Raw genomic sequence first — 23,882 nt, 5'->3', positions numbered from 1 at the left:
CCCGCATGAATGAGCCGTCCGTCCGCGGGAGCGCGCCCGCCGCCGAGCAGTACGTCCTGACCCTGTCCTGCCCCGACAAGCAGGGCATCGTGCACGCCGTGTCGAGCTATCTGTTCATGACCGGCTGCAACATCGAGGACAGCCAGCAGTTCGGCGATCACGACACCGGCCTGTTCTTCATGCGCGTGCACTTCTCGGCGGAGTCCCCGGTGACGGTGGAGAAGCTGCGGGCGAGTTTCGCGGCGATCGGCGACGCGTTCCACATGGACTGGCAGATCCACCGGGCCGAGGACCGGATGCGGATCGTCCTCATGGTCAGCAAGTTCGGACACTGCCTGAACGACCTGCTCTTCCGTGCCCGGATCGGCGCCCTGCCCGTCGACATCGCGGCCGTCGTGTCCAACCACACGGACTTCGCCGAGCTGGTCGGCTCCTACGACGTCCCCTTCCACCACATCGCGGTGACGAAGGACACCAAGGCGGAGGCCGAGGCGCAGGTGCTGGAGCTGGTGCGCGAGAAGGGCGTCGAACTGGTCGTCCTCGCCCGCTACATGCAGGTCCTCTCGGACGACCTGTGCAAGCAGCTCAGCGGCCGCATCATCAACATCCACCACTCGTTCCTGCCGAGCTTCAAGGGCGCGAAGCCGTACCACCAGGCGCACGCCCGGGGCGTGAAGCTGATCGGCGCCACCGCGCACTACGTGACCGCCGACCTCGACGAGGGCCCGATCATCGAGCAGGAGGTCGAACGCGTCGGCCACGACGTCACCCCCGACCAGCTCGTCGCCATCGGCCGGGACGTCGAGTGCCAGGCACTGGCCCGCGCGGTGAAGTGGCACGCGGAACGCCGCATCCTGCTCAACGGCCGCCGCACGGTCATCTTCGCGTAGCGCGGCGGGGCGGCCGGTCCGCGCCGTCCGTCACATCCGGCTCAGTGACGCCGCCGCGAAGAGGACGTCCCGGATGGCCTCCCGGTCGCCGTCCTGCCCGGCCGCCGCCTCCTCCGGGGAGACGTGGCCGGCCGCGAGCCGGCAGAACTCCACGCCGTCCAGCGCGACATGGGCCACCTCGTGCTCCGCGGACCCGACGGCGCCCGGGGAGTCCAGCGGGATCAGCCACTCGCCGCCCCCGGCCCCCTCGATCTCCAGGCGCAGCGAGCGTCCCCCGGCGCCCGCGGCGACCAGGTGCCGCACCGGCGGGGCCGAGAGGCCCGCCCTGCGCCGCTCCGCCAGTGAACCCGGCAGCATCCGCGCGGCCAGGTCGATCATCTTGTGGAGATGCCGGCCGGCGGGCGGCTCGTACGGGTAGTCCACCGCGTCCGCGATGTCCCAGGCGTGCACCCAGCACTCGAAGGCCCGGTCCAGCAGCGAGTCGCTCAGCGGCAGTTCGAAGCCGCCGTACGGAACGGTCAGACCGCCGGAGCCCTCGCCGCCCGAGCGGGAGGTGCCGGCGCCGTCCACGAACGACACCGTCCGCACGATGTCGTGGCTCTGCGCGCGCCAGGGCCCGCGCACGGACCGGGTGGGCGGGAAGTGCGAGGCGCGCCAGTACGTCTCGGTGCGCCCCTGCGGGGTCTGTCCCGCCGAGCCCGCGTCGCCGAGCGGATCGTCCAGGCCCAGCGCGACGGCCACCAGGCCGTCGACGCTCAGCAGGTGGGCGATCACCCCCGCCACCGTCGTACGGCGGCTGGTGGGAGCGTCGCCGTCGAACCAGCGCAGCCGCACCGGGGCATGCCACTCGGCGCCGCCGATGTCCTGCAGCAGCGCGTCGAGCCGCGCGCTCTCCGCGTCGTACGGAGCCGCCCACCCGGGGACCGGGATGCGCGGCGGCCGCCGGTCGAGGCAGCCCGCCAGGACCCGGGTGCGCAGCGTCGGGTCCAGGTCGAGGCTCTCCGCCGGGTGCAGCAGGCCGACCGCTCCGCGCAGCCGCAGCGCCTCGTCCGCGCACGCGCCGCACTCCCCGAGGTGTTCCTCGACGGCGTCCGTCTCGTGCGCCGAGCAGGCGGCCAGCGCCCACGCGCCGAGCAGTGACTTCAGGACGTGGTGTTCGAGGACGAGCGGCGCCGGCACGGCGGGGGACGCCGCGGCGGGTTCGGGCAGCGGCAGTCCGGTGTCCTCCACGGAGGAACGCGGCAGAGGTATCCCCGCCTCCGGGTGCCCCGGGTACTCCTCCGGTTTCTCCGGATCCCGCTGCTCCCGGTGATGTCCGTGGCCGTCGTGGCCGTCGTGGGGATCGTCGCCGGGGCCGGGCGGCCCGGAGCGGTCCGCTTCTCCGCTCACCGCGCACCCCCGTACGGCGACGGCGGGCCGGTGGGTCCCGCGTCGTGGGCCGTGGACAGGAGCTGGAGGCCGAGGCGGAGCCGGCGGCGGGCCTCGTCCTCGGTGACGCCGAGGTCGGCCGCCGCCTGGCGGTAGTCCCGGCGCTGGAAGTAGGCGAGGTCCAGCGCGGCCCGCAGCGGGGCCGGCATGGACGTGACGATGTAGTCCGCGCGGGCCGCGACGGAGGCGCTGCGGATCTTGCGCTCCAGCTCCTCGGCCGTGCCGTGGCCGCCCTGCGCGAGGGCGGCGGTCTCGGTGGCGCGCAGCCGCTGCACGGCCAGGCGGTGGGTCAGACCGGCCACCCAGGAGCGCAGCGGCCCCTGCTTGGGGTCGTACGCGTCGGGGTTCTCCCAGACGTGCGTGAAGACCTCGCGGGTGATGCCGTCGGCGGCCCGCTCGTCCCCCAGCACGCGGTGGGCGAGCCCGTGCACGAGCGAGGCGAACCGGTCGTAGAACTCGCCGAGCGCCGCCGCCTCCCCGCGTGCGAGCCGCTGCTGCATCTTGCGGTCCCAGCGGGGCGGTGCGTCCTGCTGCGCCATGCGTCCCCCCGACCCCTCGTCGTGCGCTGCCGTGTCCGGCGCCTGTCCGTGTGTCCCTGTGTCCGGCCTGTGTGTCCGGTCCGCGTGTCCGGCCTGTGTACCGACGTGTCCCCATTCGCCGGGCAGGCATGCGGGTTCGCTGTCCAGCCTGTGCGCTCCTGCTGTCCTGAATGTAGTCGGCACGTCCGACAGCGCACGCCCCTTTGCGTCAATGTGCGCCCCCGAACCAGCCACGGATGGTAGAAGCTCGCCGCTTCCACCCCCGGACGTGACCGCATGAGTCCGTACACGACCGAAACAGGCCCCTCATCGAGCATTTTCGACCGTAGACCGGCGTTTCTTCCGGGGCCGATCCGTGTTTCATGGAAGCCCGAATCACGGAACCGCGGATCGGTGTTTCGCGTCATGACGGCTGGGCAGCCGCGCTGGAAGGAAGCGTACGAAGGGCTTCCGGTTCTGCGGGACGAGGCGAGCGAGAGGCGTGGCGGTGACGCTCAAGGTGACCGAGGTGACCGACGTGACCGACAGCGAGGGCGGCGCGGGCGGCAGAGCGGGTACGGGCCGCGCGGACGGCCTGAACGCGGTGAGCCGCGACGAGGGCGAGTGGGCCGTGCTGCGGGTGTCGGGCGAACTCGACCTCGTGACGGCGCCCGTACTGCGCCAGGGCGTGCACGACGTGGTGGCGGAGGGGCGGCACAGCGTCGTCCTGGACCTCTCCGAGGTTCTGTTCTGCGACTCCAGCGGTGTCGGCGTCCTGATCGCCACCCGCCGCCTGATGCGTTCCTGCCAAGGCCGGCTGCGGCTGATCCTGCCCGCGCAGGGCGCGGTGGAGGGCTCCCACGTCAACCGGGTCCTCGCGGCGCTCGGCGTGCGCCGGCTCTTCGACGTGTACCCGGACGTCGACGCGGCCCTCGACGAGGAGTCCCGCCCGCTGTCGGCCTGATCGACGCCGGCGGGTGTGCGGTCGCTCACGCCGCCGCCTCGCCCACCGTGATCCCCCCGGCGCACCGCGCGACGCACTGCCACACCGTTGTCCCGGAATTCCCGCGGTCTTGGCACAACCGTCGTTTTCGGCTCCCGTCGCGGCCCGCGCGTCGTACGCTCCGTGCCAGATGAACCGCAGTCCGGCCACGGCCGGCTGAGCAGTGAGGCGGTCCGACACATCATGGTCAGCACCGAGTACGAACGCAGGATTGCCGCCCGGTTCGCCGGGTTCGACCAGGACGGCAACGGCTACATCGACCGGGAGGACTTCAACGCCGCGGCCAAGGCCGTGCTCGCCGAGTTCGGTACGGCGGCCCGGTCCGACAAGGGGCAGGCCCTGTACATCGGCGCCGAGGCGTTCTGGCAGGGCATGGCGGGCATAGCGGACCGGGACGGCGACCAGCGCATCACCCGCGAGGAGTTCGTGAGCGGCGCGGTGAAGCGGCTGCGGGACAACCCCGAGCGGTTCGCCGAGATCGCCCGGCCCTTCCTGCACGCGGCCCTCGCGGTGGCGGACACCGACGGGGACGGCACGGCCACGGTCGACGAGACCCGCCGCGTCATCACGGCCCTCGGCGCGGACGAGGACACCGCCTCGGCCGCCGCCGCCGTCCTCGACGCCGACACCGACGGACGGATCGGCGAGACGGAGGTCGTCGCCGCGTTCGCCCGCTACTTCACGGTGCCCGAGTAGCCCGTTCGCCCCACGGCACCCACGGCACCCGCGCGGCCCCTCGACCGCGCGGCGCCGCACCTGCCGCGGAGGACGGTCCGGACGACGGGGTCCCGGCCTCCTCACCCCGAGAACCGCTCCCTGAGCCGGTACTTGAGGACCTTGCGCAGCGTCTCGTTGCGCGGAAGGGCGTCCACCACCTCCAGCTGCTCCGGCAGCTTGTGCACGGAGAGCCCCTCACCGCGCAGGTGCGATGTCATCGCGGCCAGCGTCAACTCCGGTGAGCCCGGCGGCTGTTCGACGACCGCGCAGACGCGCTCCCCGCGGTCGGCGTCGGGCAGGCCGATCACCGCGACGTCCCCGACGGCGGGATGCCGGTGCAGCAGGTCCTCGATCTCCTTCGCGGAGATGTTCTCGCCCTTGCGGATGATGATGTCCTTCACCCGCCCGGTGAGCACCAGGTGCCCGCTCTCCGTCAGATGCCCGACGTCCCCGGTGACCAGGAACCCGTCCTCGTCGAAGGCCTCCGCCGTCTGCGCCGGGTCCAGATAGCCCCGGCACACGGCCTCGCCCCGCAGCCGCACGTCCCCGTCGACGCCGGCCGGCCGTACCGCCCCCGCCCCGTCCACGATCCGTATCTCCATGCCGTGCGGCGGCCGGCCCTCGGTGGTCGCGAGGTTCTCGGCCGTGTCGTCCGGCGCGCCCATCGTGATCATCGGGACCTCGGTCATCCCGTACCCGTGGGTGAGCTGCACACCCATCTCGCGGACGACCGCGTGGTAGACCTCGGGAGGCTTCGGGGCTCCGCCGCCGGCGAGCAGCCGCAGGGCGGGCAGCACCGGCTCCCCGGGCTGCTTGCGCTGCTCGGCGAGGAACATCGCGTAGAAGGCGGTCGACCCGCCCGCCACCGTCACGCCGTGCCCGCGGTACTCCTCCAGGGCGGCGGGCAGCGCGAAGTGCTCGAACATCACGGCGGGGAAGCCGTACAGCAGCAGCATCACCGTGTAGTCGGGACCGGCGATGTGCGCGTAGGGGAAGGCCATCGAGCCCACGTCGTCCGCGGACAGGTGCAGGGCGTGGGCGAGGCAGGAGCCGCCCGCGATCAGGGAGCGGTCGGTGTGCAGCACGCCCTTGGGGTCGGAGGTGGTGCCCGAGGTCCAGTAGATCCAGCGGACGGTGGTGCCGTCGGAGGGCGGCGCGGGCAGTACGGCGGGGTCGCCGTCCGGCAGGTCGTCGTACGCCTCGAAGACGTTCCGCGCCCCGAGCCGGTGCGCCATCGCCGTGTGGTCGAAGCCGCGCCACTCGCCCGGCACCGCGAAGTGGGACGCCTTCGACTCGCGGAGCGCGAAACCCACCTCGCGGTCCCGGTAGAAGGGGATGACCGGGGACTGCACGGCTCCGATGCGGGCCAGCGCGAACGACAGCAGGGCGGTCTCGATCCGGGTGGGCAGCTGCCAGGCGACGACCGTGCCGGGACGCACGCCCCGCTCGTACAGACCGGCCGCCACCCGCTCGGAGCGGTCGCGCAGCTCGCCGAAGGTCAGCGTTCGGTCGCCCTGGAGCAGCACGGGCCGGTCGGGGGTGAGTCCGGCGCGGCGGTCGACCAGTTCCCACAGCGTGCGGGCGGAACTCAGGGCGTGTGCGGTGTCGTTCACTTCGACCCCCCGGGGGCGTTCGCCTCGGCACCCGCGACGCACGGGCCCGACCTGACGGTCAGTCAGATCGTGCGCAGAGCGTAGGGCTCGCCGCCTTGTCGGTCCATAGGCGCGGGGCTAGCCTGCTGGTGGACCGAAGAACTGACGACCCATCAGATACGTCGGTGGGGAGACCCGCGGACGGACCCGTACGCCAGGCGGAGGGGACCATGACCGAACTGCCCCGCATCATCAGCGTCGACGACCACGTGATCGAGCCCGCGCACCTCTTCGAGACCTGGCTGCCGCGGAAGTACCGGGAGCGCGGGCCGCGACCGCTCACCGCCGGGATCGGCGAGCTCGCCTACGTCGCGGGCAAGTACCAGATCACCATGGACCCGGAGGGACCGCCGACCGACTGGTGGATCTACGAGGACCTCAAGTTCCCGTACAAGCGCAACATCGCCGCCGTCGGCTTCGACCGTGACGAGATGACGCTGGAGGGCATCACCCGCGCCGAGATGCGGCCCGGCTGCTGGGACCCCGCCGAGCGGCTCAAGGACATGGACCTCAACCACGTCGAGGCCAGCCTCTGCTTCCCCACCTTCCCGCGGTTCTGCGGCCAGACCTTCGCCGAGGCCCACGACAAGGAGGTCGCGCTCGCCTGCGTGCGGGCCTACAACGACTGGATGGTCGAGGAGTGGTGCGGCGACAGCGGCGGCCGGCTGATCCCGCTGTGCCTCATCCCGCTGTGGGACATCGACCTCGCGGTCGCCGAGATCCGCCGCAACGCCGCCCGTGGGGTCAGGGCCGTCACCTTCTCCGAGATCCCCACCCATCTGGGCCTGCCCTCCATCCACTCCGGCTACTGGGACCCGTTCTTCGCGGTCTGCCAGGAGACCGGCACGGTCGTGAACATGCACATCGGCTCGTCCTCGCAGATGCCCGCCGCCTCCCCCGACGCCCCGCCCGCCGTGCAGGCCTCGCTCTCCTTCAACAACGCCATGGCGTCGATGATGGACTTCCTGTTCAGCGGCGTCCTGGTGAAGTTCCCGCGCCTCAAACTCGCCTACTCCGAGGGCCAGATGGGCTGGATCCCGTACGCCCTGGAGCGCGCCGACGACGTCTGGTCCGAGCACCGCGCCTGGGGCGGCGTGAAGGACCTGATCCCCGAGCCGCCCTCCACGTACTACTACCGCCAGATCTTCTGCTGCTTCTTCCGCGACAAGCACGGCGTCGCGTCCCTCGACGTCGTCGGCCGCGACAACGCCACCTTCGAGACCGACTACCCGCACGTCGACTCGACCTTCCCGCACACCAAGGAGGTCGCCCTCGACCACGTGAAGGGCCTCGACGACGAGACGATCCACAAGCTGATGCGCGGCAACGCGATCCGCATGCTGGACCTGGACCTGTAGTGGATCTCGCGTACACACCCGAGGAGGAGGAGTTCCGCGCCCGCCTGCGCGGCTGGCTCGCCGGAGTCCTGCCCGCCCTGCCCCCGAAGCCGTCCCCCGCCGACTGGCCCGCCCGCCGCGCCTACGACCTCGGCTGGCAGCGCAGGCTGTACGACGCCGGGTACGCGGGTCTGCACTGGCCCGTCGACGCCGGCGGACAGGGGGCGACCCCGACCCAGCACCTCATCTACCTGGAGGAGACGGAGAAGGCGGGCGCCCCCTACGTCGGGGCCAACTTCGTCGGGCTGCTGCACGCCGGTCCGACCATCGCCTCCGAGGGGAGCGCCGGGCAGCGGGCCCGCTGGCTGCCGCCCGTGCTGCGCGGCGAGGAGGTCTGGTGCCAGGGCTTCAGCGAGCCGGACGCCGGGTCCGACCTCGCGGCGCTGCGCACCCGCGCGTGGCGGGACGGCGACGACTACGTGGTGAGCGGGTCGAAGATCTGGACGTCCCACGCCGAAGTGGCCGACTGGTGCGAACTGCTGGTGCGCACCGACCCCGACGCCCCGCGGCACCGCGGGATCACCTGGCTCGCGATGCCCATGGACGCGCCGGGCATCACCGTCCGCCCGCTGCGCACCCTCGCGGGCTCCACCGAGTTCGCGGAGGTCTTCCTCGACGAAGTGCGCGTCCCGGCCGCCCACCGCGTCGGCGCGGAGAACGACGGCTGGCGCGTGACCATGGTGACCCTGTCCTACGAACGCGGGACCGCCTTCGTCGGCGAAGTCGTCGCCTGCCGCCGGGTGTTGGCCGAGGTGGCGCGCGAGGCGCGGAAGAACGGCCGCTGGGACGACGCCGTACTGCGCCGCCGCCTCGGCCGGCTGAACGCCGAGTTCCGCGCCCTGTGGCGGCTGACCCAGTGGAACGTCGGCGAGGCCCAGCGGACCGGGGGAGTGCCCGGCGTCGGGGGCTCGGTCTTCAAGCTCGCCTACTCGCACGCACGCCAGGAGCTGTACGACGCCGCCGCCGAGGTGCTCGGGCCCGAGGCGCTCGACCCCGGCCGCGAGTGGACCCTGGACCGGCTGTCGTCCCTGTCGTACACCATCGCGGCCGGCACCTCGCAGATCCAGCGGAACATCGTGGCCGAGCGGATCCTCGGCCTGCCCCGGGGAAGGTGAGCGGGACCATGGACTTCCAACTCAGCCCGGACCAGGTGGCCTTGCGCCATGGCGTACGGGAGCTGCTGGAGGGCCGGTTCGGGCGGGACTCGCTGCGCGCCGCGGCCGGCCGGGCCGAGACGGCGGGCGGGACCGTCCTCGACCGGGCGCTGTGGCGCGAACTCGGCGCGGCGGGGTTCTTCGCCCTGCGCCTGCCCGAGGCGGCCGGCGGTGTCGGACAGGGGCTCCCGGAGGCCGTGCTGGCCTTCGAGGAGGCCGGCCGCGTCCTGCTGCCCGGCCCCCTGATCGCCACCCACCTCGCCGCGGGCACCGTGGCCGGGGCGGCGACCGGGGAGGCCGTCGTCACGGCCGTCGGCCCGGGCCTCGTCGAATGGCTGGACGAGTCCGACGTCGTCCGCGGGGACACCGCCGGTGCCGAGCCGCTGGGCGCGCTGGACCCGCTGACCCCCCTGCACCGGCTGCCCGCCTCCCCGGACCGGCCCCCCGCGGACACCCTCCTCGTCTCCCTCCTCACCGCCGCCGAACAACTCGGCAGCGCCGCCCGGACCTGTGAGGCGGCCGTGCAACACGCCCGGACGCGCGAACAGTTCGGTCGGCCGATCGGGGCCTTCCAGGCGGTGCAGCATCTCTGCGCGGACATGCTCGTACGGGTCGAGGTGGCGCGCGCCGCCGTCTACGCCGCGGCCGTCACCGCCGACCCCGCCGACGTCGCGGCCGCCCGGCTGCTCGCCGACGGGGCCGCCGTGCGCGGCGCCCGCGACTGCCTCCAGGTGCACGGCGGCATGGGCTTCACCTGGGAGTCCGACATCCATCTGCACCTCAAGAGGGCCTGGGTCAGGACCCACCGTGCGGGCGGAGGCACACAGAGTGAGGAAACGCTCGCGGACGATCTGGTCGCCGGACCGGCCTGACCGGCCCCTGTCCTGCGGCGCCGCGAGAACGGCGGACCGGGATGTCGCGGAACGTGGCACACCGGGATCACGGAGCGTCGAGATCGGGTTGTGTCCTACGCGTGACTCGTCACGGCCTGGAGTCGGCGCCGTGCTCCGGTACCTTGTGTGGGATGCGAGTGGTTCCGAGGCTGAGCCAGCCCGGTGTTGCCCCAGAGGCGGCGCCGGACCCGGCGATGCGCGCCGCTCGCGAGGCAGGACGAATCCCCGTACCTGCCTGTTCGACTCCCCGTGGCGAGCGTCGCACAGTATGCCGCACGCGTACTCCTTCGCGCTGGAATATGCCCGAAGCGCTTGTTGGGGTGACTGTACGTCAACCATGCTGTCTCGCAAGGGAATCACGTTCCGTGATCCTTGTTCTGGCCATGCAGAAAATGGCTACGATCGTGGCCCTTGTGAGGCGCGAGGCGATGTGTCCGCCGGTTCGGATGGTGTGAGCGGTGCAGGTGCTTCAAGTGCAGCTGGAGATCCGGCCCGACCCCGCAGAGGTGGGGCGGGCCCGGCGGTGGGCCCGTTCCCGGCTCGCGGGTTCCGGGATAGGGGTCGACGAACCACTCGCCGAGACGCTGATCCTGCTCGTCTCCGAGCTCGTCACCAACGCCGTGGTGCACACCGGCTGTCCGGCCGTGCTGCGGCTGTGCCTGCCGGGCGGCGGTGAGGCCGCCACGGTGCGCCTCGAGGTCGCGGACTCCTGCGCCCGGCCGCCGATCCCCCGGCACGCCGAGGGCGACGAGACCAACGGCCGCGGCCTGGAGCTCGTCGACGGCCTCGCGGACCGCTGGGGCTGGAATCCCGAGGGCGCGGGCAAGCGCATCTGGTGCGAGGTGGACCGCTGCGTCTCGGGCGCCCCGTCCGTGTCCGCGTACCCGGCCTACGAGGACTTCGCGTACGAGGCGGTCTAGTTCGTCCTCCCCGCGCATGCCGTGCGGGGGGTCGGGTCGGTCCTCGGCGCACGCGCCTCTTCCCGCCACCCCGCCGGCCGCCGGTGGGCGCGCGCTTTCGTGCATGTATGCACGAAAGCGCTGTACACGGCCACGGCGGCGGCCGAATGCGCCGGGCCGTGCTTCCGTACGCGCTGCCTCATAAGGGATGTGCCGGGCAAATCGCCGATCCGGTGTTGACGTGACGTGTCCGTTTGATCACGCTTGTGTTCAGCGATTCGCCGCGAGGGGACGGCGAGGGCTCCGGTGACGGGGGTCCTCGGCGAGTGCGGGTCGCGATCCGGCGTCGGCTCCTCATGGGGCTGCGGAGCGAGGTGAGTACGCCGGAGGCGGATGGCGGCGCGCGTGCCGTGCCCGGAGCGGGGTGGGGACCCCGCGGACGGGCGCAGTCGAGAGTGGGGGAAGCGCGCCGCCAGCCGGACCTCGTACGGGAAACGGCGCCCTGAAGTGCCGCCTAGAGGAGGGCCACCGGAGCCACCGGGGTGCCGGTGCCGCCCACGAAGGGCTCCGGCATCGCCGACAGCAGGAACGCGTACCGCTTTTCTTGTCCACAGGCTGTGGACAACTCTTCGAGATTCCAGTTCTGGCCCTGCATCATCCCCATCTCCACCAGGTCGAGCGCGTGCACCGGCAGCCAGAGGTCCTCGATCTCGGGCGGAAAGATCTCGAAGGTGAGGGTGTCGTCGGCGACCGCCGCCACGTCGCGCGCGTGGAACCACTCGGGGGTGCGCACCGACAGGCCCGGCGAGGGATACGCGTACCCGTGCTTGTCGCCCGCGAGATACACCTGGATCTGACCGGTCCGTACGAGCACGATGTCGCCAGCCCGCACCCGGGTACCCGCCAACTCCTCGGCGGCCTCCAGGTCTTCCGGAGTGACCGCGTGGTCCCCGGGCAGCCGGTCCACGCCGTGCGCCCGCGCCACGTCGAGCAGCACACCGCGCGAGACGACATGCCGCGGCTTGTCGATCCCGCCGAACTCGGCGCCGCCGTGCGCGGTGACCGTGCCGGCGGGGCGGCCGTTGTAGAGCTTCCCCGAGTGCGAGACATGGGTCAGCGCGTCCCAGTGGGTGCCCGCCTGCAGGCCCATGGTCACCGCGTCGTCGCTGCACGCCACCGTGCCGGGCCCGAAGATCTCCTGGTTGATCTGCACCATCGCGTGCAGCGGATTGACCCGGCCCGGGATCATCCCGGTCTGCACGCCGTCCTGCCGGAGCGGCAGCGCGAGCGGCACGCGGCGTCCGGTGCGCACGGTCGCCGCCGCCCGGCGCACCACCTCGTCGGTGATCAGGTTCAGGGTCCCGATCTCGTCGTCGGCCCCCCAGCGCCCCCAGTTGTTCACGCGCTTGGCGATCTCGTGGAACTCGGCAGGCAGTGACATGAGTGCTCCCCGGGGTCTTGTCTCCAGGTATCCGACGGGTCGTAGAATCCGAGTTGAATCTAACGGACCGTCAGAAACTGCGGGAAGGGGCCGGGCGTGGGGAACTTCTTGGCGGGCAAGGTCGTCGCCGTCACGGGCGCGGGGCGGGGGATAGGCCGGGCGGTCGCGCTCGCCGCGGCCGCCGAGGGGGCACGCGTCGTCGTCAACGACTACGGGGTGTCCGTCGAGGGCGCGGAGCCCACGAGTTCGGTCGCCGACACCGTCGTCAAGGAGATCGAGGCGGCGGGCGGCGAAGCGGTCGCGGTCACCGACGACATCTCGACGATGGCGGGCGGACAACGGGTCGTCGACACCGCGCTGGCCGCCTACGGACGGATCGACGGCGTGGTCTGCGTGGCCGGCATCCTGCGCGAACGCATGCTCTTCAACATGTCGGAACAGGAGTGGGACCCGGTGGTCGCCACCCACCTCAAAGGCACGTTCACCCTGTTCCGGGCCGCCTCCGCGGTGATGCGCGCACAGCGGTCCGGCACGCTCATCGGCTTCACCAGCGGCAACCACCAGGGGTCGGTCGCCCAGGCCAACTACAGCGCGGCCAAGGGCGGCATCATCTCCCTGGTGCGCAGCGCCGCCCTCGGCCTGCACAAGTACGGGGTCACCGCCAACGCGGTCGCACCGGTGGCCCGTACGCGCATGTCGGCGAACGTGCCCATGGAGCTGAAGGAGATCGGCGAGCCGGAGGACGTGGCCGCGCTCGTGGTCTACCTGCTGTCGGAGCGGGCCCGCGCGGAACGCATCACCGGGCAGGTCTACACGATCGCCGGACCCAAGATCGCCGTCTGGGCCCAGCCCCGCGAACTGCGCGCCGGATACGCCGAGGGCGGCTGGACCCCGGAGCGGATCGCCGACTTCCTGCCCGGCACCGTCGGCGTCGATCCGATGCCGCTGCTGGAGCAGGTGGAGGCGATGGCGCGCGCGGCGGCCGACAGGGCCCGCCCCAACGCGTGAGTGCGCCCGCGGACACGAGCCGCGGCCCGGTGGGAGGAGAGCGCGTGGATTTCGCATTCGGTCCCGAGGACGAGGAGTTCCGCCGCGAGGTGCGGGCCTGGCTCGCGGAGCACCTGGCCGGCACACCGGGGCGCCGCGACTGGGAGCGGGAGCTCGGGCGGGCCGGCTGGATCGGGCTCGGCTGGCCGGAGGACGGGTACGGGAACCGGCGCGCCGGTCTGACCCGGCAGGTCGTGTGGGCCGAGGAGTACGCCCGCTCGAAGGCACCCGCGCGGTCCGGGCACATCGGCGAGAACCTCCTCGCCCCGACCGTACTGGCGCACGGGACACCGGAGCAGAAACAGCGCTTCCTGCCGCCGATCGCGCGGGGCCGGGAGCTGTGGTGCCAGGGATACAGCGAACCCGGCGCGGGCTCCGACCTGGCGGGAGTCCGCACAACCGCCGTACGGGACACGGATGGTGAGGCTCCTTCCGTGTCTCCGGCTCCCGCCGCGGGCTCCGTGGTGCCGGACGCCGTGCGGGAGGCGGGGGCGTCCTCGGACGTGTACCGCGTCACGGGGCAGAAGATCTGGACCTCGCTCGCCCACGAGGCCGACTGGTGCTTCGTGCTCGCCCGGACCGAGCAGGCGTCCGCCCGCCACCACGGGCTGTCCTTCCTCCTCCTGCCCATGGACCAGCCGGGCCGCGTCGAGGTCCGGCCGATCCGTCAGATGACCGGCACCAGTGAGTTCAACGAGGTGTTCTTCGACGGCGCCGTGGCCCGCGCCGAGCACGTGGTGGGCGGGGCCGGTAACGGCTGGCGGGTCGCCATGAGCCTGCTCGGCTTCGAGCGCGGGGTCTCCACCCTCGCCCAGCAGATCGGCTTCGCCGAGGAGTTGGGGGCCGTCCTGCGGGCCGCCGTCGCGACCGGCGCCGCCACGGACCCCGTCGTGCGCGACCAGCTCGTGCGCCTGTGGGCCGAGTTGCGCACCATGCGCTGGAACGCCCTGCGCACGCTGGGTGGTTCGGGCGATCCGGCGGACACGGCGGCACCCAGCGCGGCGAAGCTCCTGTGGGGCGGCTGGCACCGCCGGCTCGGGGAACTGGCCGTGCGGGTGAGGGGCCCGGGCGCGGCGGTCGGTCCGGCGGACTGGTCGCCGCGGGCCCCGTACGAACTCGACGCGGCACAGCACCTGTTCCTCTTCAGCCGGGCCGACACGATCTACGGCGGCTCGGACGAGATCCAGCGCACGATCATCGCCGAGCGCGCGCTCGGCCTGCCGAAGGAACCCAGGGGTTAGCCACCGCGCCCCGCACGGCCCACGAACGGCACAGCCCGGGGACGGCCCGGGAAGAGGGGAGCTGGCGCGATGCGAGGCGTGATCTTCGACGGGAAGCGGACCGAGGTCGTGGACGACCTGGAGCTGCGGGACCCGGGGCCCGGGGAGGTGCGGGTGGCCGTCTCCGCGGCCGGACTCTGTCACAGCGACCTGTCCGTGGTGGACGGCACCATCCCCTTCCCCGTCCCCGTGGTCCTCGGCCACGAGGGCGCGGGCGTGGTGGAGGCCGTCGGCGCGGGCGTCACCCATGTCGGGCCCGGCGACCACGTGGCGCTGTCCACGCTCGCCAACTGCGGGGCCTGCGCCGAGTGCGACCGGGGCAGGCCCACGATGTGCCGCAAGGCGATCGGCATGCCGCAGCGGCCGTTCAGCCGGGCCGGGCAGCCGCTCCACCAGTTCGCCGCGAACTCCTCCTTCGCCGAACGGACGGTGGTGAAGGCGGTGCAGGCGGTCCGCATCCCCGAGGACATCCCCCTCACGTCGGCCGCGCTCATCGGCTGCGGGGTGCTCACCGGGGTCGGGGCGGTGCTCAACCGGGCCCGGGTCGACCGCGGCGACACCGTCCTCGTCATCGGTACCGGCGGCATCGGCCTCAACGTCATCCAGGGGGCGCGGATCGCGGGCGCCCTGCGGATCGTCGCCGTCGACTCCAACCCGGCGAAGGAGGCGGTGGCCCGGCAGTTCGGCGCCACCGACTTCCTGACCTCGACCGAGGGCGTGAAGGACATCCTGCCCACCGGCGCCCAGCACGCCTTCGAGTGCGTCGGACGCGTCGAGCTGATCCGGCAGGCGATCGACCTGCTCGACCGGCACGGCCAGGCCGTCCTGCTGGGCGTGCCCCCGGCGACCGCCGAGGCGTCCTTCCTCGTCTCCTCCATGTACCTGGACAAGTCCATCCTGGGCTGCCGCTACGGCTCGTCCCGCCCGCAGCGCGACATCGCCCTGTACGCCGACCTGTACCGCGCGGGACATCTGCTGCTCGACGAGCTGGTGACCGCGACCTACCCGGTCGAGGACTTCGCGCGGGCCGCCGAGGACGCGCACGCCGGGAAGGTGGCGCGCGCGGTGCTCACGTTCTGACCGGCGCCCCGGCGAAGGCGCCCGGCCTTCGTCTGCCCACGGGGGTGAGGGCCGGGACGCCCGCCCGGCCGCGGGTACGCCTCACACCTGGGCCGCCGCGACGGCGCTCTCCCCGCCCCCGCCCCCATCGCTGCCGCCGCCCCCGGTGCCCGACCGGAACGTGCGCCGGTAGGCGGTGGGGGTGACGCCGAGAGTGGCCTGGAGGTGCTGGCGCATCGACTGGGCCGTGCCGAACCCGGCGTCACGGGCCACCTGGTCGATGGACAGACCACTGGACTCCAGCAGGTGGCGGGCGTGTTCGACGCGCTGCCGGGTCAGCCACTGGCCCGGGCTCACGCCCACCTCCTCGCGGAACCGCCGGGTGAAGGTGCGCACCGACATGGATTCCTGACCGGCCATGTCACGGAGCTGGATCGGCTCGTGCAGCCGGCCGAGCGCCCAGGCGCGCGCGTTGGTCGTGCCGGCCGACTCCGCCTCCGGGACGGGCCGCCGGACGAACTGCGCCTGGCCGCCGTCCCGGTGGGGCGGGACGACGGTGCGGCGGGCCACGTCGTTGGCGACGGCGGCGCCGTGGTCGCGGCGCACGATGTGCAGACACAGGTCGATCCCGGCGGCGACACCGGCCGAGGTCAGCACGTCCCCGTCGTCGATGAACAGCACGTCCGCGTCGACCCGGATCTTCGGGAAGAGCCGCTGGAAGTGCTCGGCGTGCATCCAGTGGGTGGTGGCCGGGCGGCCGTCGAGCAGGCCCGCCGCGGCCAGCACGTAGCCGCCGGTGCAGATGGAGACCAGGCGGGTGCCGGGGCGGATGTGGGTGAGGGCGGCGGCCAGCTCGGGCGTCAGCACGCCGTCCTGCTCGACGGGGCCGAGTTCGTACGACGCCGGGACGACCACGGTGTCGGCGCCGGCCAGCGCCTCGGGGCCGTGGGCGACCAGGATCTCGAAGTCGGCGTCCGTGGTGACCGGGCCCGGCGGCCGGGCCGAGCAGGTGACCACCTCGTACAGCGGCCGTCCGGCACTGTTGCGCGCCTTGCCGAAGATGCGCTGGGGAATGCCCAGCTCGAAGGGGAGCAGGCCGTCGAGGGCGAGGACGACGACACGGTGCGGACGGAACGTTCCCGGAGGAGCCATGGCCCGATCCTAGCGAATGCTGTCCTCCGGGCCAGTGGTTCGGCCGGTTCCGTTGCCCGATGCTCAAGGACGTGACAGAGACAAGCGAAGCCGCACCCGCCGCGGAGGACGCCCGGCCCGTCCGCCCCGCCGCCCCGCACCGCATCCACCGCGCGTGGTTCGTCGCCGCCGTCACCTTCGTGACGATCATCGGAGCGGCGGCCTTCCGGTCGCTGCCGGGACTGCTGATCGACCCGCTGCACGCCGACTTCGGCTGGTCGCGCGGCACGATCGGACTCGCCGTCTCCATCAACCTCGCGCTCTACGGCCTCACCGCGCCGTTCGCCGCGGCCCTGATGGACCGCTTCGGCATCCGCCGCGTCGTCGCCGTCGCCCTGACCGTGATCGCCGTCGGCTCCGGGCTCACCGTGTGGATGACGGCGGCCTGGCAACTCCTGCTCTGCTGGGGCCTGCTGGTGGGCCTCGGCTCCGGTTCGATGGCCCTCGCCTTCGCCGCGACCGTCACCAACCGCTGGTTCACCGAGCGCAAGGGCCTGGTGACGGGCATCCTCACGGCGGCCTCGGCCTCCGGTCAGCTGATCTTCCTGCCGGTGCTGTCCTGGATCGTCACCGAGCACAGCTGGCGTCCGGCCGCGGTCACCGTGGCCCTCGCCGCCCTCGCGGTCGTCCCCTTCGTCTGGCTGCTGCTGCGCGACCACCCGGCCGACGTCGGCCAGAAGCCGTACGGCGCAACGGAGTTCGTACCGAAGCCCGAGCCGGTGCGGGGAGCCGCCCGGCGCACGATCGGCGTGCTGCTCTCCGCCGTCCGCACCGGCCCCTTCTGGCTCCTCGCCGGCACGTTCGCGATCTGCGGCGCCTCCACCAACGGCCTCGTCCAGACGCACTTCGTGCCCGCCGCCCACGACCACGGCATGCCCATCACGGCGGCCGCCTCGCTCCTCGCGGTCATCGGCGTCTTCGACGTGGTCGGCACGATCGCCTCGGGCTGGTTCACCGACCGCTTCGAGCCGCGCCGCCTGCTGGCCGTGTACTACGCCCTGCGCGGCATCTCCCTGCTCTTCCTGCCGATGCTGCTCGCCCCGAACGTGCACCCGCCGATGATCTTCTTCATCGTCTTCTACGGCCTCGACTGGGTCGCCACCGTCCCGCCCACCCTGGCCCTGTGCCGGGAGCAGTACGGCGAGGACAGCGCCATCGTCTTCGGCTGGGTCCTCGCCTCCCACCAGATCGGCGCCGCCCTCGTCGCCTTCCTCGGCGGGGTCGCCCGCGACCACTTCGGCTCCTACGACGTGGTCTGGTACGCCTCGGGCGCGCTGTGCGCGGTGGCGGCCCTGATGGCGCTGGTGATCCGGCGCAGCCGCCCGTCCGCCGCGCGGAGGGTGAGGGTGGCGCCCGCGACCGCCTGACCGGGCGGGGGCGGGTCAGGCCAGGAACCGCCCCTTGTGGAACAGCAGGGGCGGTACGCCGTCGCCGTCCCCGCCCGTGCCGAGCGCGTCCACCCGGCCCACCACGATCAGATGGTCCCCGCCGGTGTGCACCGCGTGGACCGTGCAGTCGATCCACGCCGCCGCGCCCGCGAGGCGCGGGGAGCCGGAGGCGGGGGCCGCGTCGTAGGTGATCCCGGCGAACTTGTCGGCGCCGCTCACCGCGAAGCCCCGGCACAGCTCACCCTGGTGCGCCCCGAGGACGTTCACGCAGAAGACCCCGGCGCGCGCGATGCGCGGCCAGGTCGCCGACGTACGGCCGACCATGAAGCAGATCAGCGGCGGGTCGAGGGAGAGGGACGCGAAGGACTGGCAGGCGAAGCCCGCCGGCCCCGCCGGGTCCCCGCCGCCGGCGGCCGGTGCCGTCACCACCGTGACGCCCGTCGCGAAGTGGCCGAGGACCCGCCGGAACTCGGCCGGGTCGACGGGCGCGCGTTCGTCGTCGCCGACCGCGCGCAGATCCGGGCGCGGCAACGCCTCGACGGGCCCCGCGACGGTGGGGGCCCCGGCCGACCTGAGGTAGCGGACGGCGGCGGCGGCCATCCCTGCGTGTCCCATCACACCAGCCATTGAAGCTGACGGTGCGTCAGATGGGAAGGGGTGCGGAGCCGCGGTGCCGGGGCGCGCGGAGGCCGGCCCGGCCGGTGCGGGCGGGGTGCCGTCCGGGCGAGGCCCGCCCGACGTCCGGGCGTCGGCCGCCCCGTATCTTTCGCCCCATGGGGTGGGCAGAGTCCGGGGCGCCCGCGCGTTCCCGGCCGCGATGGGACGGCGCCGAGGTGAACCTCGCCGCGGCGGTCTGCGCGGCGCAGACCGCGGCCGTCACCGCCGTGTTCTGGGTCGGCACGTTCGACGACGACGACCACGGCGCCGGGTCCGGCGGTGGCCTCGCCGCCGTCGGTCTGCTGTGCGTGCTGGTGTTCGGCCCCGCGCTCCTCGCCGCCCTGGGCGCCCTGCACGCCGCGGCCGTCACGATGCCGGCGGCCTCCGCCGCCCGGCTCGCGGCCCGCCGCACCCCCGTGCCCGAGACCGCCTGGCACCTGGTGCTGGCCCTCACGCTCGGCGCGCTCTGGGCGGTGCCCGCCGTCGTGCCCGGTGGGCTCTCCCCGACCGGCGCCCCGGCGCTGCTGATCGCCGGGTCCGGTGTCCTGCCCGCCCTGGCCGTCGCCCAGGTGCGGCGGCGCGAGCGGCGCACCGGACGCTCGCCGAGCGGCCGACGCGTCTGGCTCCGCGCCGGGCTCGCCGCCCTCGGGGCCTGCGTCCTGATCGCGGGCGCGGGCGCGGCCGGCCTGGCCACGGGGCTCATCCGGGAGTACGAGCCCCCGAAGCTCGGCGCCGACCGGCTGGCCGGAGTCTGGCGCGGCGACCACGGGGCCGTGCTGCGGCTGCGCCCCGGCGGCCGGGCCCTGCTCACCGGGGTACCGGCCCAGCCCGAGTTCGGGGACGTCACCACCCGGGAGTTCACGCGCTGCGACGGCACCGGCGACTGGTTCCTCGACACCGGGGGCCGCTACGACCCGTACGCCGACGGAGGCACCTCCGGGCAACGGGCCGGGGTGGTCGTCCGCGTCGCCGACTGCGGCCACGACACGTACTGGACGATCGGTGGCACCGCCGGCCGCCCCGAACTCTTCGTCCTCTTCGGCGACCCCGACTCGGGCGACCTGCGCATCCTGCGACGGGACTGACGGGACTGACGGGACTGACGGGACTGACGGGACTGACGGGACGGGGTGGATGGGGCCGGCGGGCGGCGGGCCGCAGGCCGGGTACGGGAGCGAGGGGGACGGTCCGGTCAGCGGCCCTCGTAGCGCGGGGTCCGCCGTTCCACGAAACTCGCGACGCCCTCGATGGCGTCCGCCGTCGTCATGTTGATCTCCTGGGCCGCCGCCTCGGCGGCGAAGGCGGCGCCGCGGTCGGTGTCGAGGGAGGCGTTGACCAGCTGCTTCGTCAGCGCCAGCGCGCGGGTCGGCCCGGTGGCGAGCCGCTCGGCCCACGCACGCGCGGTCTTCTCCAACTCCTCGGCCGGTACGACCCTGTTGACCAGCCCGATCCTCTCCGCGTCCGCGGCGCTGAGCGCGTCGCCGAAGAACATCAGCTCCTTGGCCCGCTGCGGACCGATCAGCCGGGGCAGCAGGTAGGCCCCGCCGCCGTCCGGTACGAGGCCGCGGCGCACGAACACCTCGATGAACCGGGCCGGTTCGGCCGCGAGGACGAGGTCGCAGGCGAGGGCGAGGTGCGCGCCGATCCCGGCGGCCGTGCCGTTGACCGCCGCGATCACCGGCTTCTCGCAGTCGAGGACGGCGCCGATCAGACGCTGCGCGCCCAGCCGGATGGTGCGGGCGACATCGCCGGGGACGCGGGCTCCCGAGGGCGGCCCGCCCCGCAGGTCGGCACCCGCGCAGAACCCGCGGCCGGTCGCCGTGATCACCACCGCGCGCACCCCCGGGTCCGCGGACGCCTCCGCGAGCAGCGCGATCACCCGCTCCCGCTGGTCCCAGGTGAGCGCGTTCATCGCCTCGGGCCGGTCCAGGGTGATCCACGAGACCGCGTTGTCAGTGGTGTGCCGTATCAATGAGTCGAGGGGCTTTTCGGCCGGTTCGGGGGAATCGGCCGGTTCGGCGGCGCCTGCGGATCCCGTGGAGGCACGGGACGCGGCGTCGGAGACATGGGGGGAGACGGTCGTGAGGGAACCGGGGGCAGGGGGCTCGGGCGTACGGGAGTCGGTCACGGGGTTCCACCGTTTCTTACGGGAGTGGGGAGCGGGCGCGCGGGGCCGCGCGGGGGGCGGAGCGGGGCCGCCAGGGGAGCCCGGTCGGCGCGTGGGCTTGTACGGGGTGGTGGTCCCAATGGGGCGCCCTGGAAGTGGAGATGGGTCACCGGGGTGCTCCTTGCGCTGGGAGGGCGGGTCGCGAGGGGGTCCGGGCGGTCGGGCGGGATTGGGCGCACGTCCGCGAGGGGAGCCCGGTCGGCGCGTGGGCTTGTGCGGGGTGGTGGTCCCAACGGGCCTCCCTGGCGCTGGAGATGGGCCGCCGGAGTGCGTCTCCCGCCGGGAGTGCCACGCCGGGCGGTCCGGCGGATCGGCAGCCGGGCTGGACGGCCGGAGACTCCGCGCCGAGAGGCAGGGGTGCCGGGGTACCGCGCCTGTCGTGTGGTGGGGCCGGCGGGGTGCCGCACCCTTCGTGAGGTGGGGGGGCCGGGGTGTTCTCGCCCGGTGGGCGGACCGCCGTCCAGGGCCCCCCGTTGGATGCGGCGCCGTGCGCAGGGACGGGGGAGTTCGCGGCCCCGCGTCGTCCCCGGCTCCCGCGCGAGCCGGGGCTCCGGTGCCGTTCAGCGGCACACCACCAGGGCGTCCAGGGCCACCGCTCCCTGTCCGCGGGGCAGCACCATCAGCGGGTTGATGTCCAGTTCGGAGATCTCGTCGCCGAGTTCGAGCGCCATCCGCTGCACCCGGACGACGACCTCGACCAGCGCGTCCACGTCCGCCGGAGGCGCTCCGCGCACCCCGTCGAGCAGAGCCCGCCCGCGCAGCTCCGACAGCATGGCCCGCGCCTGGTCGTCACCGAAGGGCGGCACGCGTACGGCGGCGTCGCGCAGCACCTCGACGAGCACCCCGCCCAGCCCGACGGTCACGGTCGGCCCGAAGAGCTGGTCGTGCGTCACACCGACGACCATCTCGACGCCCCGCTCGACCATCTGGCACACGAGGACACCGTCCAGCGGCAGCCCCTCGTAACGGGCGATGTCGGTCAGCTCACGATAGGTGTCACGGACCTGGCTGGCGGAGGTCAGCCCGATCTTGACGAGGCCGAGTTCCGTCTTGTGGGCCAGCTGCGCGCCGGACGCCTTCATGACCACCGGGTAGCCGACCTGGCTCGCCGCGCGCACGGCCGCCGCCGCGCTGGTCACCAACTGCTCGCGCGGCACCCGGATCCCGTAGGCGCGCAGCAGCTGTTTCGCCGCGTGTTCGCTCAGCTGGTGACCCGGGCGCATCAGGGCCTGCGCCTTGCGGAAGGACGGGGAGGGGGTGCGCGGGGCCTCGTCGAAGGGCGAGCGGTACGCGGCGGTGAACCGCGCGTGGTCCAGGTGGGCGCGGACGGCGGTGATGCAGTTGGCGAAGGTGCGGAAGGTCGCCACCCGGGACGAGCCGAGCAGTGTCGTGCGGTAGGCGTCCTCGGTGCCCACCGGCGACCCCCACACCACGCACACCAGCTTGTCGGTCTGCTCGGCCGCGTCCACCAGGTCCTGCGCCAGTTTGTCGCTCATCGGCGGGAAGGGCCCGGTGATGGGGCAGATCAGCACCCCGACGGCCGGGTCGGCGAGGATCGCGTCGATGATCTTCCGGCCGCGCCAGTCGCCGACGGGGTGGCCGCCGTTGTCGACCGGGTTGGCGACGTTCAGGTAGTCCGGTATCCACGTGTGCAGTTCGGTCTGCCTGGCGTCGGACAGGACGGGCAGGTCGAGGCCCGCCGCGCTGGCCAGGTCCGCGAAGTGCGCGCCGGTGCCGCCGGAGATCGAATAGACCACGACCCCGTCGGCCTGCGGCGCCCGCGCGCGGGCCAGCAGGGCCGCGGTGTCCTGGAGTTCGTCGAGCCCGTCGACGCGGATCACGCCGTACTGCCGCATCGCCGCGTCCACCACCGCGTCGGCGCCGGTCAGTTTGCCGGTGTGCGAGGCGGCGGTGCGGGAGCCGGTCTCGGTGCGGCCGACCTTGACCGCGACGACGGGCACCTTGCGCCGGGCGGCACGGTCGGCGGCGAGCAGAAAGGAACGGCCGTCCTTGAGGCCCTCGACGTAGCAGGCGATGGCGCCGACCTCGGGCCGCTCGGCGAAGTAGGAGATGAAGTCGGCGGTCTCCAGGTCGGCCTCGTTGCCGGTGGGCGCCCAGTGCGAGAGGCGGACGCCGAGCTGCTGCATCGCGAACACCGGGCGGCCCTGGTGGCCGGACTGGGTGATCAGGGCGACCGCGGGGCCCTCCAGGTCGTCGCGGAAGTGCTCGAAGGCGTTGAGGTTGGTGTTCGGCCCCAGCAGCCGCATCCCGGAGCGGCGCACGGCGGCGGCGAGCCGGGTCTGCGCCGCGGCGCCCTCGTCCCCGGTCTCGGCGAAGCCGGAGGCGAAGGCGACCGCGAACCGCACCTTCGCCTCGGCGAGTTCCTCGATCACCGGGAGAGGGTCGGCCACCAGCAGTACGGCCAGGTCGACCTGCTCGGGCAGGTCCGCGACGGAGGGGAGGCAGGGCAGCCCGAAGACGGACCCGCGGGTGGGGTGCACGGGGTGCAGCCGGGCGCCGACCCGCTCGGCCCAGCCGACCAGCTGCCGGGTGATCCCGGTGTTCGGCCGCCCCTCCGCGTCGGAGGCGCCGATCACGGCCACCGACTCGGGCCGGAAGAACCGGTCCAGATCGGGCGCGTCGGCGTACAGCGGGCGCCCGCTGACGTCCAGGTCGTCGACCTCGGCCGGCCGTCCGTGCACGACCGGCGAAGGTTGCTCGCCGCAGGCGATGACCCGGGCCCGGCGGGAGTCGGTGGTGAGGGTGCCGTGGGTTGATCCAAGCATCGGTCCGCCCGCTCCTGTGTGACAGCCAACTGATAACTGACGCACTGTCAGATTACGTAACTGACGCCGTGTCAGGAATAGTTGTGCAGGCAAAGGCTCGGACCGGGGTCCGGGGCGGGGGTTCTCGGCGTCCTCGCCCACTCCTCAACAGGGACGCCCAGGGGGCCCACCCGCAGTCTCAGGTGTACCCGTGTGAGTGATGCCGGGATCCGGCGCCGTGCGCTGAGACGGAAGCCTGCGCCACGATGCTTGTCTGCGTAGAGCGCGCAGATCTTCGACTCCTGGCCGGCGGTACGTCGCCGAGGACGAGCTGTC

The 23,882-nt window shown here is 73.4% G+C and carries 20 protein-coding genes; 12 read left to right on the top strand and 8 right to left on the bottom strand.

Annotated elements, in window-relative coordinates:
• The first annotated feature begins 5 nt into the window (after positions 1-5).
• Positions 6-890: a formyltetrahydrofolate deformylase gene (gene purU, locus ABZT74_RS03670; RefSeq protein WP_356167111.1), complete on the top strand. Its 885-nt coding sequence runs from the start codon at positions 6-8 to the stop codon at positions 888-890.
• Between the two features lie 30 nt (positions 891-920).
• Here the strand turns inward: purU and ABZT74_RS03665 are convergent, their stop codons facing one another.
• Both ABZT74_RS03665 and ABZT74_RS03660 read right to left on the bottom strand, forming a co-directional pair.
• The gene (locus ABZT74_RS03665) at positions 921-2,141 is read right to left on the bottom strand and encodes an MDMPI N domain containing protein (protein ID WP_356433386.1); all 1,221 of its coding nucleotides are present in this window, start codon (positions 2,139-2,141) and stop codon (positions 921-923) included.
• Positions 2,142-2,275: 134 nt separating this feature from the next.
• Positions 2,276-2,857 (bottom strand): sigma-70 family RNA polymerase sigma factor, encoded by a 582-nt coding sequence (locus ABZT74_RS03660; RefSeq protein WP_356433297.1) that lies wholly within the window; start codon positions 2,855-2,857, stop codon positions 2,276-2,278.
• A 574-nt stretch (positions 2,858-3,431) separates the two neighbouring features.
• On the opposite strand from ABZT74_RS03660, the gene ABZT74_RS03655 reads away from it, so the two are divergent.
• Complete coding sequence (locus tag ABZT74_RS03655; protein ID WP_355880192.1) at positions 3,432-3,800, top strand: STAS domain-containing protein; 369 nt, start codon at positions 3,432-3,434, stop codon at positions 3,798-3,800.
• Between the two features lie 222 nt (positions 3,801-4,022).
• Positions 4,023-4,535, top strand: a complete 513-nt coding sequence (locus tag ABZT74_RS03650; RefSeq protein ID WP_356167531.1) for an EF-hand domain-containing protein — start codon at positions 4,023-4,025, stop codon at positions 4,533-4,535.
• A 101-nt stretch (positions 4,536-4,636) separates the two neighbouring features.
• On the opposite strand, the gene ABZT74_RS03645 is transcribed toward ABZT74_RS03650, so the two are convergent.
• The gene (locus ABZT74_RS03645; RefSeq protein ID WP_356433296.1) at positions 4,637-6,169 is read right to left on the bottom strand and encodes an AMP-binding protein; all 1,533 of its coding nucleotides are present in this window, start codon (positions 6,167-6,169) and stop codon (positions 4,637-4,639) included.
• A 209-nt stretch (positions 6,170-6,378) separates the two neighbouring features.
• On the opposite strand from ABZT74_RS03645, the gene ABZT74_RS03640 reads away from it, so the two are divergent.
• From ABZT74_RS03640 to ABZT74_RS03625, 4 genes are all read left to right on the top strand, one after another.
• Entirely contained in the window at positions 6,379-7,566 is a 1,188-nt protein-coding gene (locus tag ABZT74_RS03640; RefSeq protein ID WP_355880071.1) for an amidohydrolase family protein, read from the top strand.
• The gene (locus tag ABZT74_RS03635) at positions 7,566-8,720 is read left to right on the top strand and encodes an acyl-CoA dehydrogenase family protein (RefSeq protein ID WP_355880074.1); all 1,155 of its coding nucleotides are present in this window, start codon (positions 7,566-7,568) and stop codon (positions 8,718-8,720) included. Before ABZT74_RS03640 ends, ABZT74_RS03635 begins: the two co-directional genes overlap by 1 nt.
• 8 nt (positions 8,721-8,728) lie before the next feature.
• On the top strand, positions 8,729-9,631 hold the full coding sequence (locus ABZT74_RS03630) for an acyl-CoA dehydrogenase family protein (protein WP_356433295.1): 903 nt from the start codon (positions 8,729-8,731) through the stop codon (positions 9,629-9,631).
• A gap of 479 nt (positions 9,632-10,110) precedes the next feature.
• Positions 10,111-10,572, top strand: a complete 462-nt coding sequence (locus tag ABZT74_RS03625) for an ATP-binding protein (protein ID WP_355880080.1) — start codon at positions 10,111-10,113, stop codon at positions 10,570-10,572.
• Positions 10,573-11,065: 493 nt separating this feature from the next.
• Here the strand turns inward: ABZT74_RS03625 and ABZT74_RS03620 are convergent, their stop codons facing one another.
• On the bottom strand, positions 11,066-11,992 hold the full coding sequence (locus tag ABZT74_RS03620; protein ID WP_356433294.1) for a cyclase family protein: 927 nt from the start codon (positions 11,990-11,992) through the stop codon (positions 11,066-11,068).
• A 96-nt stretch (positions 11,993-12,088) separates the two neighbouring features.
• Here ABZT74_RS03620 and ABZT74_RS03615 point away from each other — a divergent pair, with 96 nt between their 5' ends.
• The 3 genes from ABZT74_RS03615 to ABZT74_RS03605 all read left to right on the top strand — a co-directional run bounded on the left by ABZT74_RS03615 (position 12,089) and on the right by ABZT74_RS03605 (position 15,399).
• Positions 12,089-13,000 (top strand): SDR family NAD(P)-dependent oxidoreductase, encoded by a 912-nt coding sequence (locus tag ABZT74_RS03615; protein WP_356433293.1) that lies wholly within the window; start codon positions 12,089-12,091, stop codon positions 12,998-13,000.
• Between the two features lie 44 nt (positions 13,001-13,044).
• Entirely contained in the window at positions 13,045-14,280 is a 1,236-nt protein-coding gene (locus ABZT74_RS03610; RefSeq protein WP_356433292.1) for an acyl-CoA dehydrogenase family protein, read from the top strand.
• Between the two features lie 69 nt (positions 14,281-14,349).
• Positions 14,350-15,399 (top strand): Zn-dependent alcohol dehydrogenase, encoded by a 1,050-nt coding sequence (locus ABZT74_RS03605; protein ID WP_356167095.1) that lies wholly within the window; start codon positions 14,350-14,352, stop codon positions 15,397-15,399.
• A gap of 81 nt (positions 15,400-15,480) precedes the next feature.
• On the opposite strand, the gene ABZT74_RS03600 is transcribed toward ABZT74_RS03605, so the two are convergent.
• Positions 15,481-16,530 carry a helix-turn-helix domain-containing protein gene (locus ABZT74_RS03600; RefSeq protein ID WP_356167092.1) on the bottom strand — a complete coding sequence of 350 codons (1,050 nt, stop codon included), beginning with the start codon at positions 16,528-16,530 and terminating at the stop codon, positions 15,481-15,483.
• A 71-nt stretch (positions 16,531-16,601) separates the two neighbouring features.
• Between ABZT74_RS03600 and ABZT74_RS03595 the strand changes: the two genes are divergently transcribed.
• On the top strand, positions 16,602-17,936 hold the full coding sequence (locus ABZT74_RS03595; protein WP_355880095.1) for an MFS transporter: 1,335 nt from the start codon (positions 16,602-16,604) through the stop codon (positions 17,934-17,936).
• 15 nt (positions 17,937-17,951) lie between these two features.
• Here the strand turns inward: ABZT74_RS03595 and ABZT74_RS03590 are convergent, their stop codons facing one another.
• On the bottom strand, positions 17,952-18,572 hold the full coding sequence (locus tag ABZT74_RS03590; RefSeq protein ID WP_356433385.1) for a flavin reductase family protein: 621 nt from the start codon (positions 18,570-18,572) through the stop codon (positions 17,952-17,954).
• 158 nt (positions 18,573-18,730) lie between these two features.
• Here ABZT74_RS03590 and ABZT74_RS03585 point away from each other — a divergent pair, with 158 nt between their 5' ends.
• Positions 18,731-19,699, top strand: a complete 969-nt coding sequence (locus ABZT74_RS03585; RefSeq protein ID WP_356433290.1) for a hypothetical protein — start codon at positions 18,731-18,733, stop codon at positions 19,697-19,699.
• 107 nt (positions 19,700-19,806) lie between these two features.
• On the opposite strand, the gene ABZT74_RS03580 is transcribed toward ABZT74_RS03585, so the two are convergent.
• Positions 19,807-20,586: an enoyl-CoA hydratase-related protein gene (locus ABZT74_RS03580; RefSeq protein ID WP_356433384.1), complete on the bottom strand. Its 780-nt coding sequence runs from the start codon at positions 20,584-20,586 to the stop codon at positions 19,807-19,809.
• Between the two features lie 755 nt (positions 20,587-21,341).
• Positions 21,342-23,567, bottom strand: coding sequence for an acetate--CoA ligase family protein (locus tag ABZT74_RS03575; RefSeq protein ID WP_356433288.1), 2,226 nt, complete (start codon positions 23,565-23,567; stop codon positions 21,342-21,344).
• Positions 23,568-23,882 lie beyond the last annotated feature (315 nt).

It is taken from the genome of Streptomyces sp. NPDC005302 (assembly GCF_040607345.1).
Classification (GTDB): domain Bacteria; phylum Actinomycetota; class Actinomycetes; order Streptomycetales; family Streptomycetaceae; genus Streptomyces.
Note: the sequence above shows the minus strand (reverse complement) of the source record. Positions and strands in the feature narration are given on the sequence as shown.

Bases quoted from the DNA above. Each gene is read 5' to 3' on its own strand.
- ABZT74_RS03590 (WP_356433385.1), bottom strand. From the start codon at position 18,572: ATGGGACACGCAGGGATGGCCGCCGCCGCCGTCCGCTACCTCAGGTCG.
- ABZT74_RS03620 (WP_356433294.1), bottom strand. From the start codon at position 11,992: ATGTCACTGCCTGCCGAGTTCCACGAGATCGCCAAGCGCGTGAACAAC.
- ABZT74_RS03660 (WP_356433297.1), bottom strand. From the start codon at position 2,857: ATGGCGCAGCAGGACGCACCGCCCCGCTGGGACCGCAAGATGCAGCAG.
- purU (WP_356167111.1), top strand. From the start codon at position 6: ATGAATGAGCCGTCCGTCCGCGGGAGCGCGCCCGCCGCCGAGCAGTAC.
- ABZT74_RS03650 (WP_356167531.1), top strand. From the start codon at position 4,023: ATGGTCAGCACCGAGTACGAACGCAGGATTGCCGCCCGGTTCGCCGGG.
- ABZT74_RS03600 (WP_356167092.1), bottom strand. From the start codon at position 16,530: ATGGCTCCTCCGGGAACGTTCCGTCCGCACCGTGTCGTCGTCCTCGCC.
- ABZT74_RS03575 (WP_356433288.1), bottom strand. From the start codon at position 23,567: ATGCTTGGATCAACCCACGGCACCCTCACCACCGACTCCCGCCGGGCC.
- ABZT74_RS03605 (WP_356167095.1), top strand. From the start codon at position 14,350: ATGCGAGGCGTGATCTTCGACGGGAAGCGGACCGAGGTCGTGGACGAC.
- ABZT74_RS03630 (WP_356433295.1), top strand. From the start codon at position 8,729: ATGGACTTCCAACTCAGCCCGGACCAGGTGGCCTTGCGCCATGGCGTA.
- ABZT74_RS03640 (WP_355880071.1), top strand. From the start codon at position 6,379: ATGACCGAACTGCCCCGCATCATCAGCGTCGACGACCACGTGATCGAG.
- ABZT74_RS03585 (WP_356433290.1), top strand. From the start codon at position 18,731: ATGGGGTGGGCAGAGTCCGGGGCGCCCGCGCGTTCCCGGCCGCGATGG.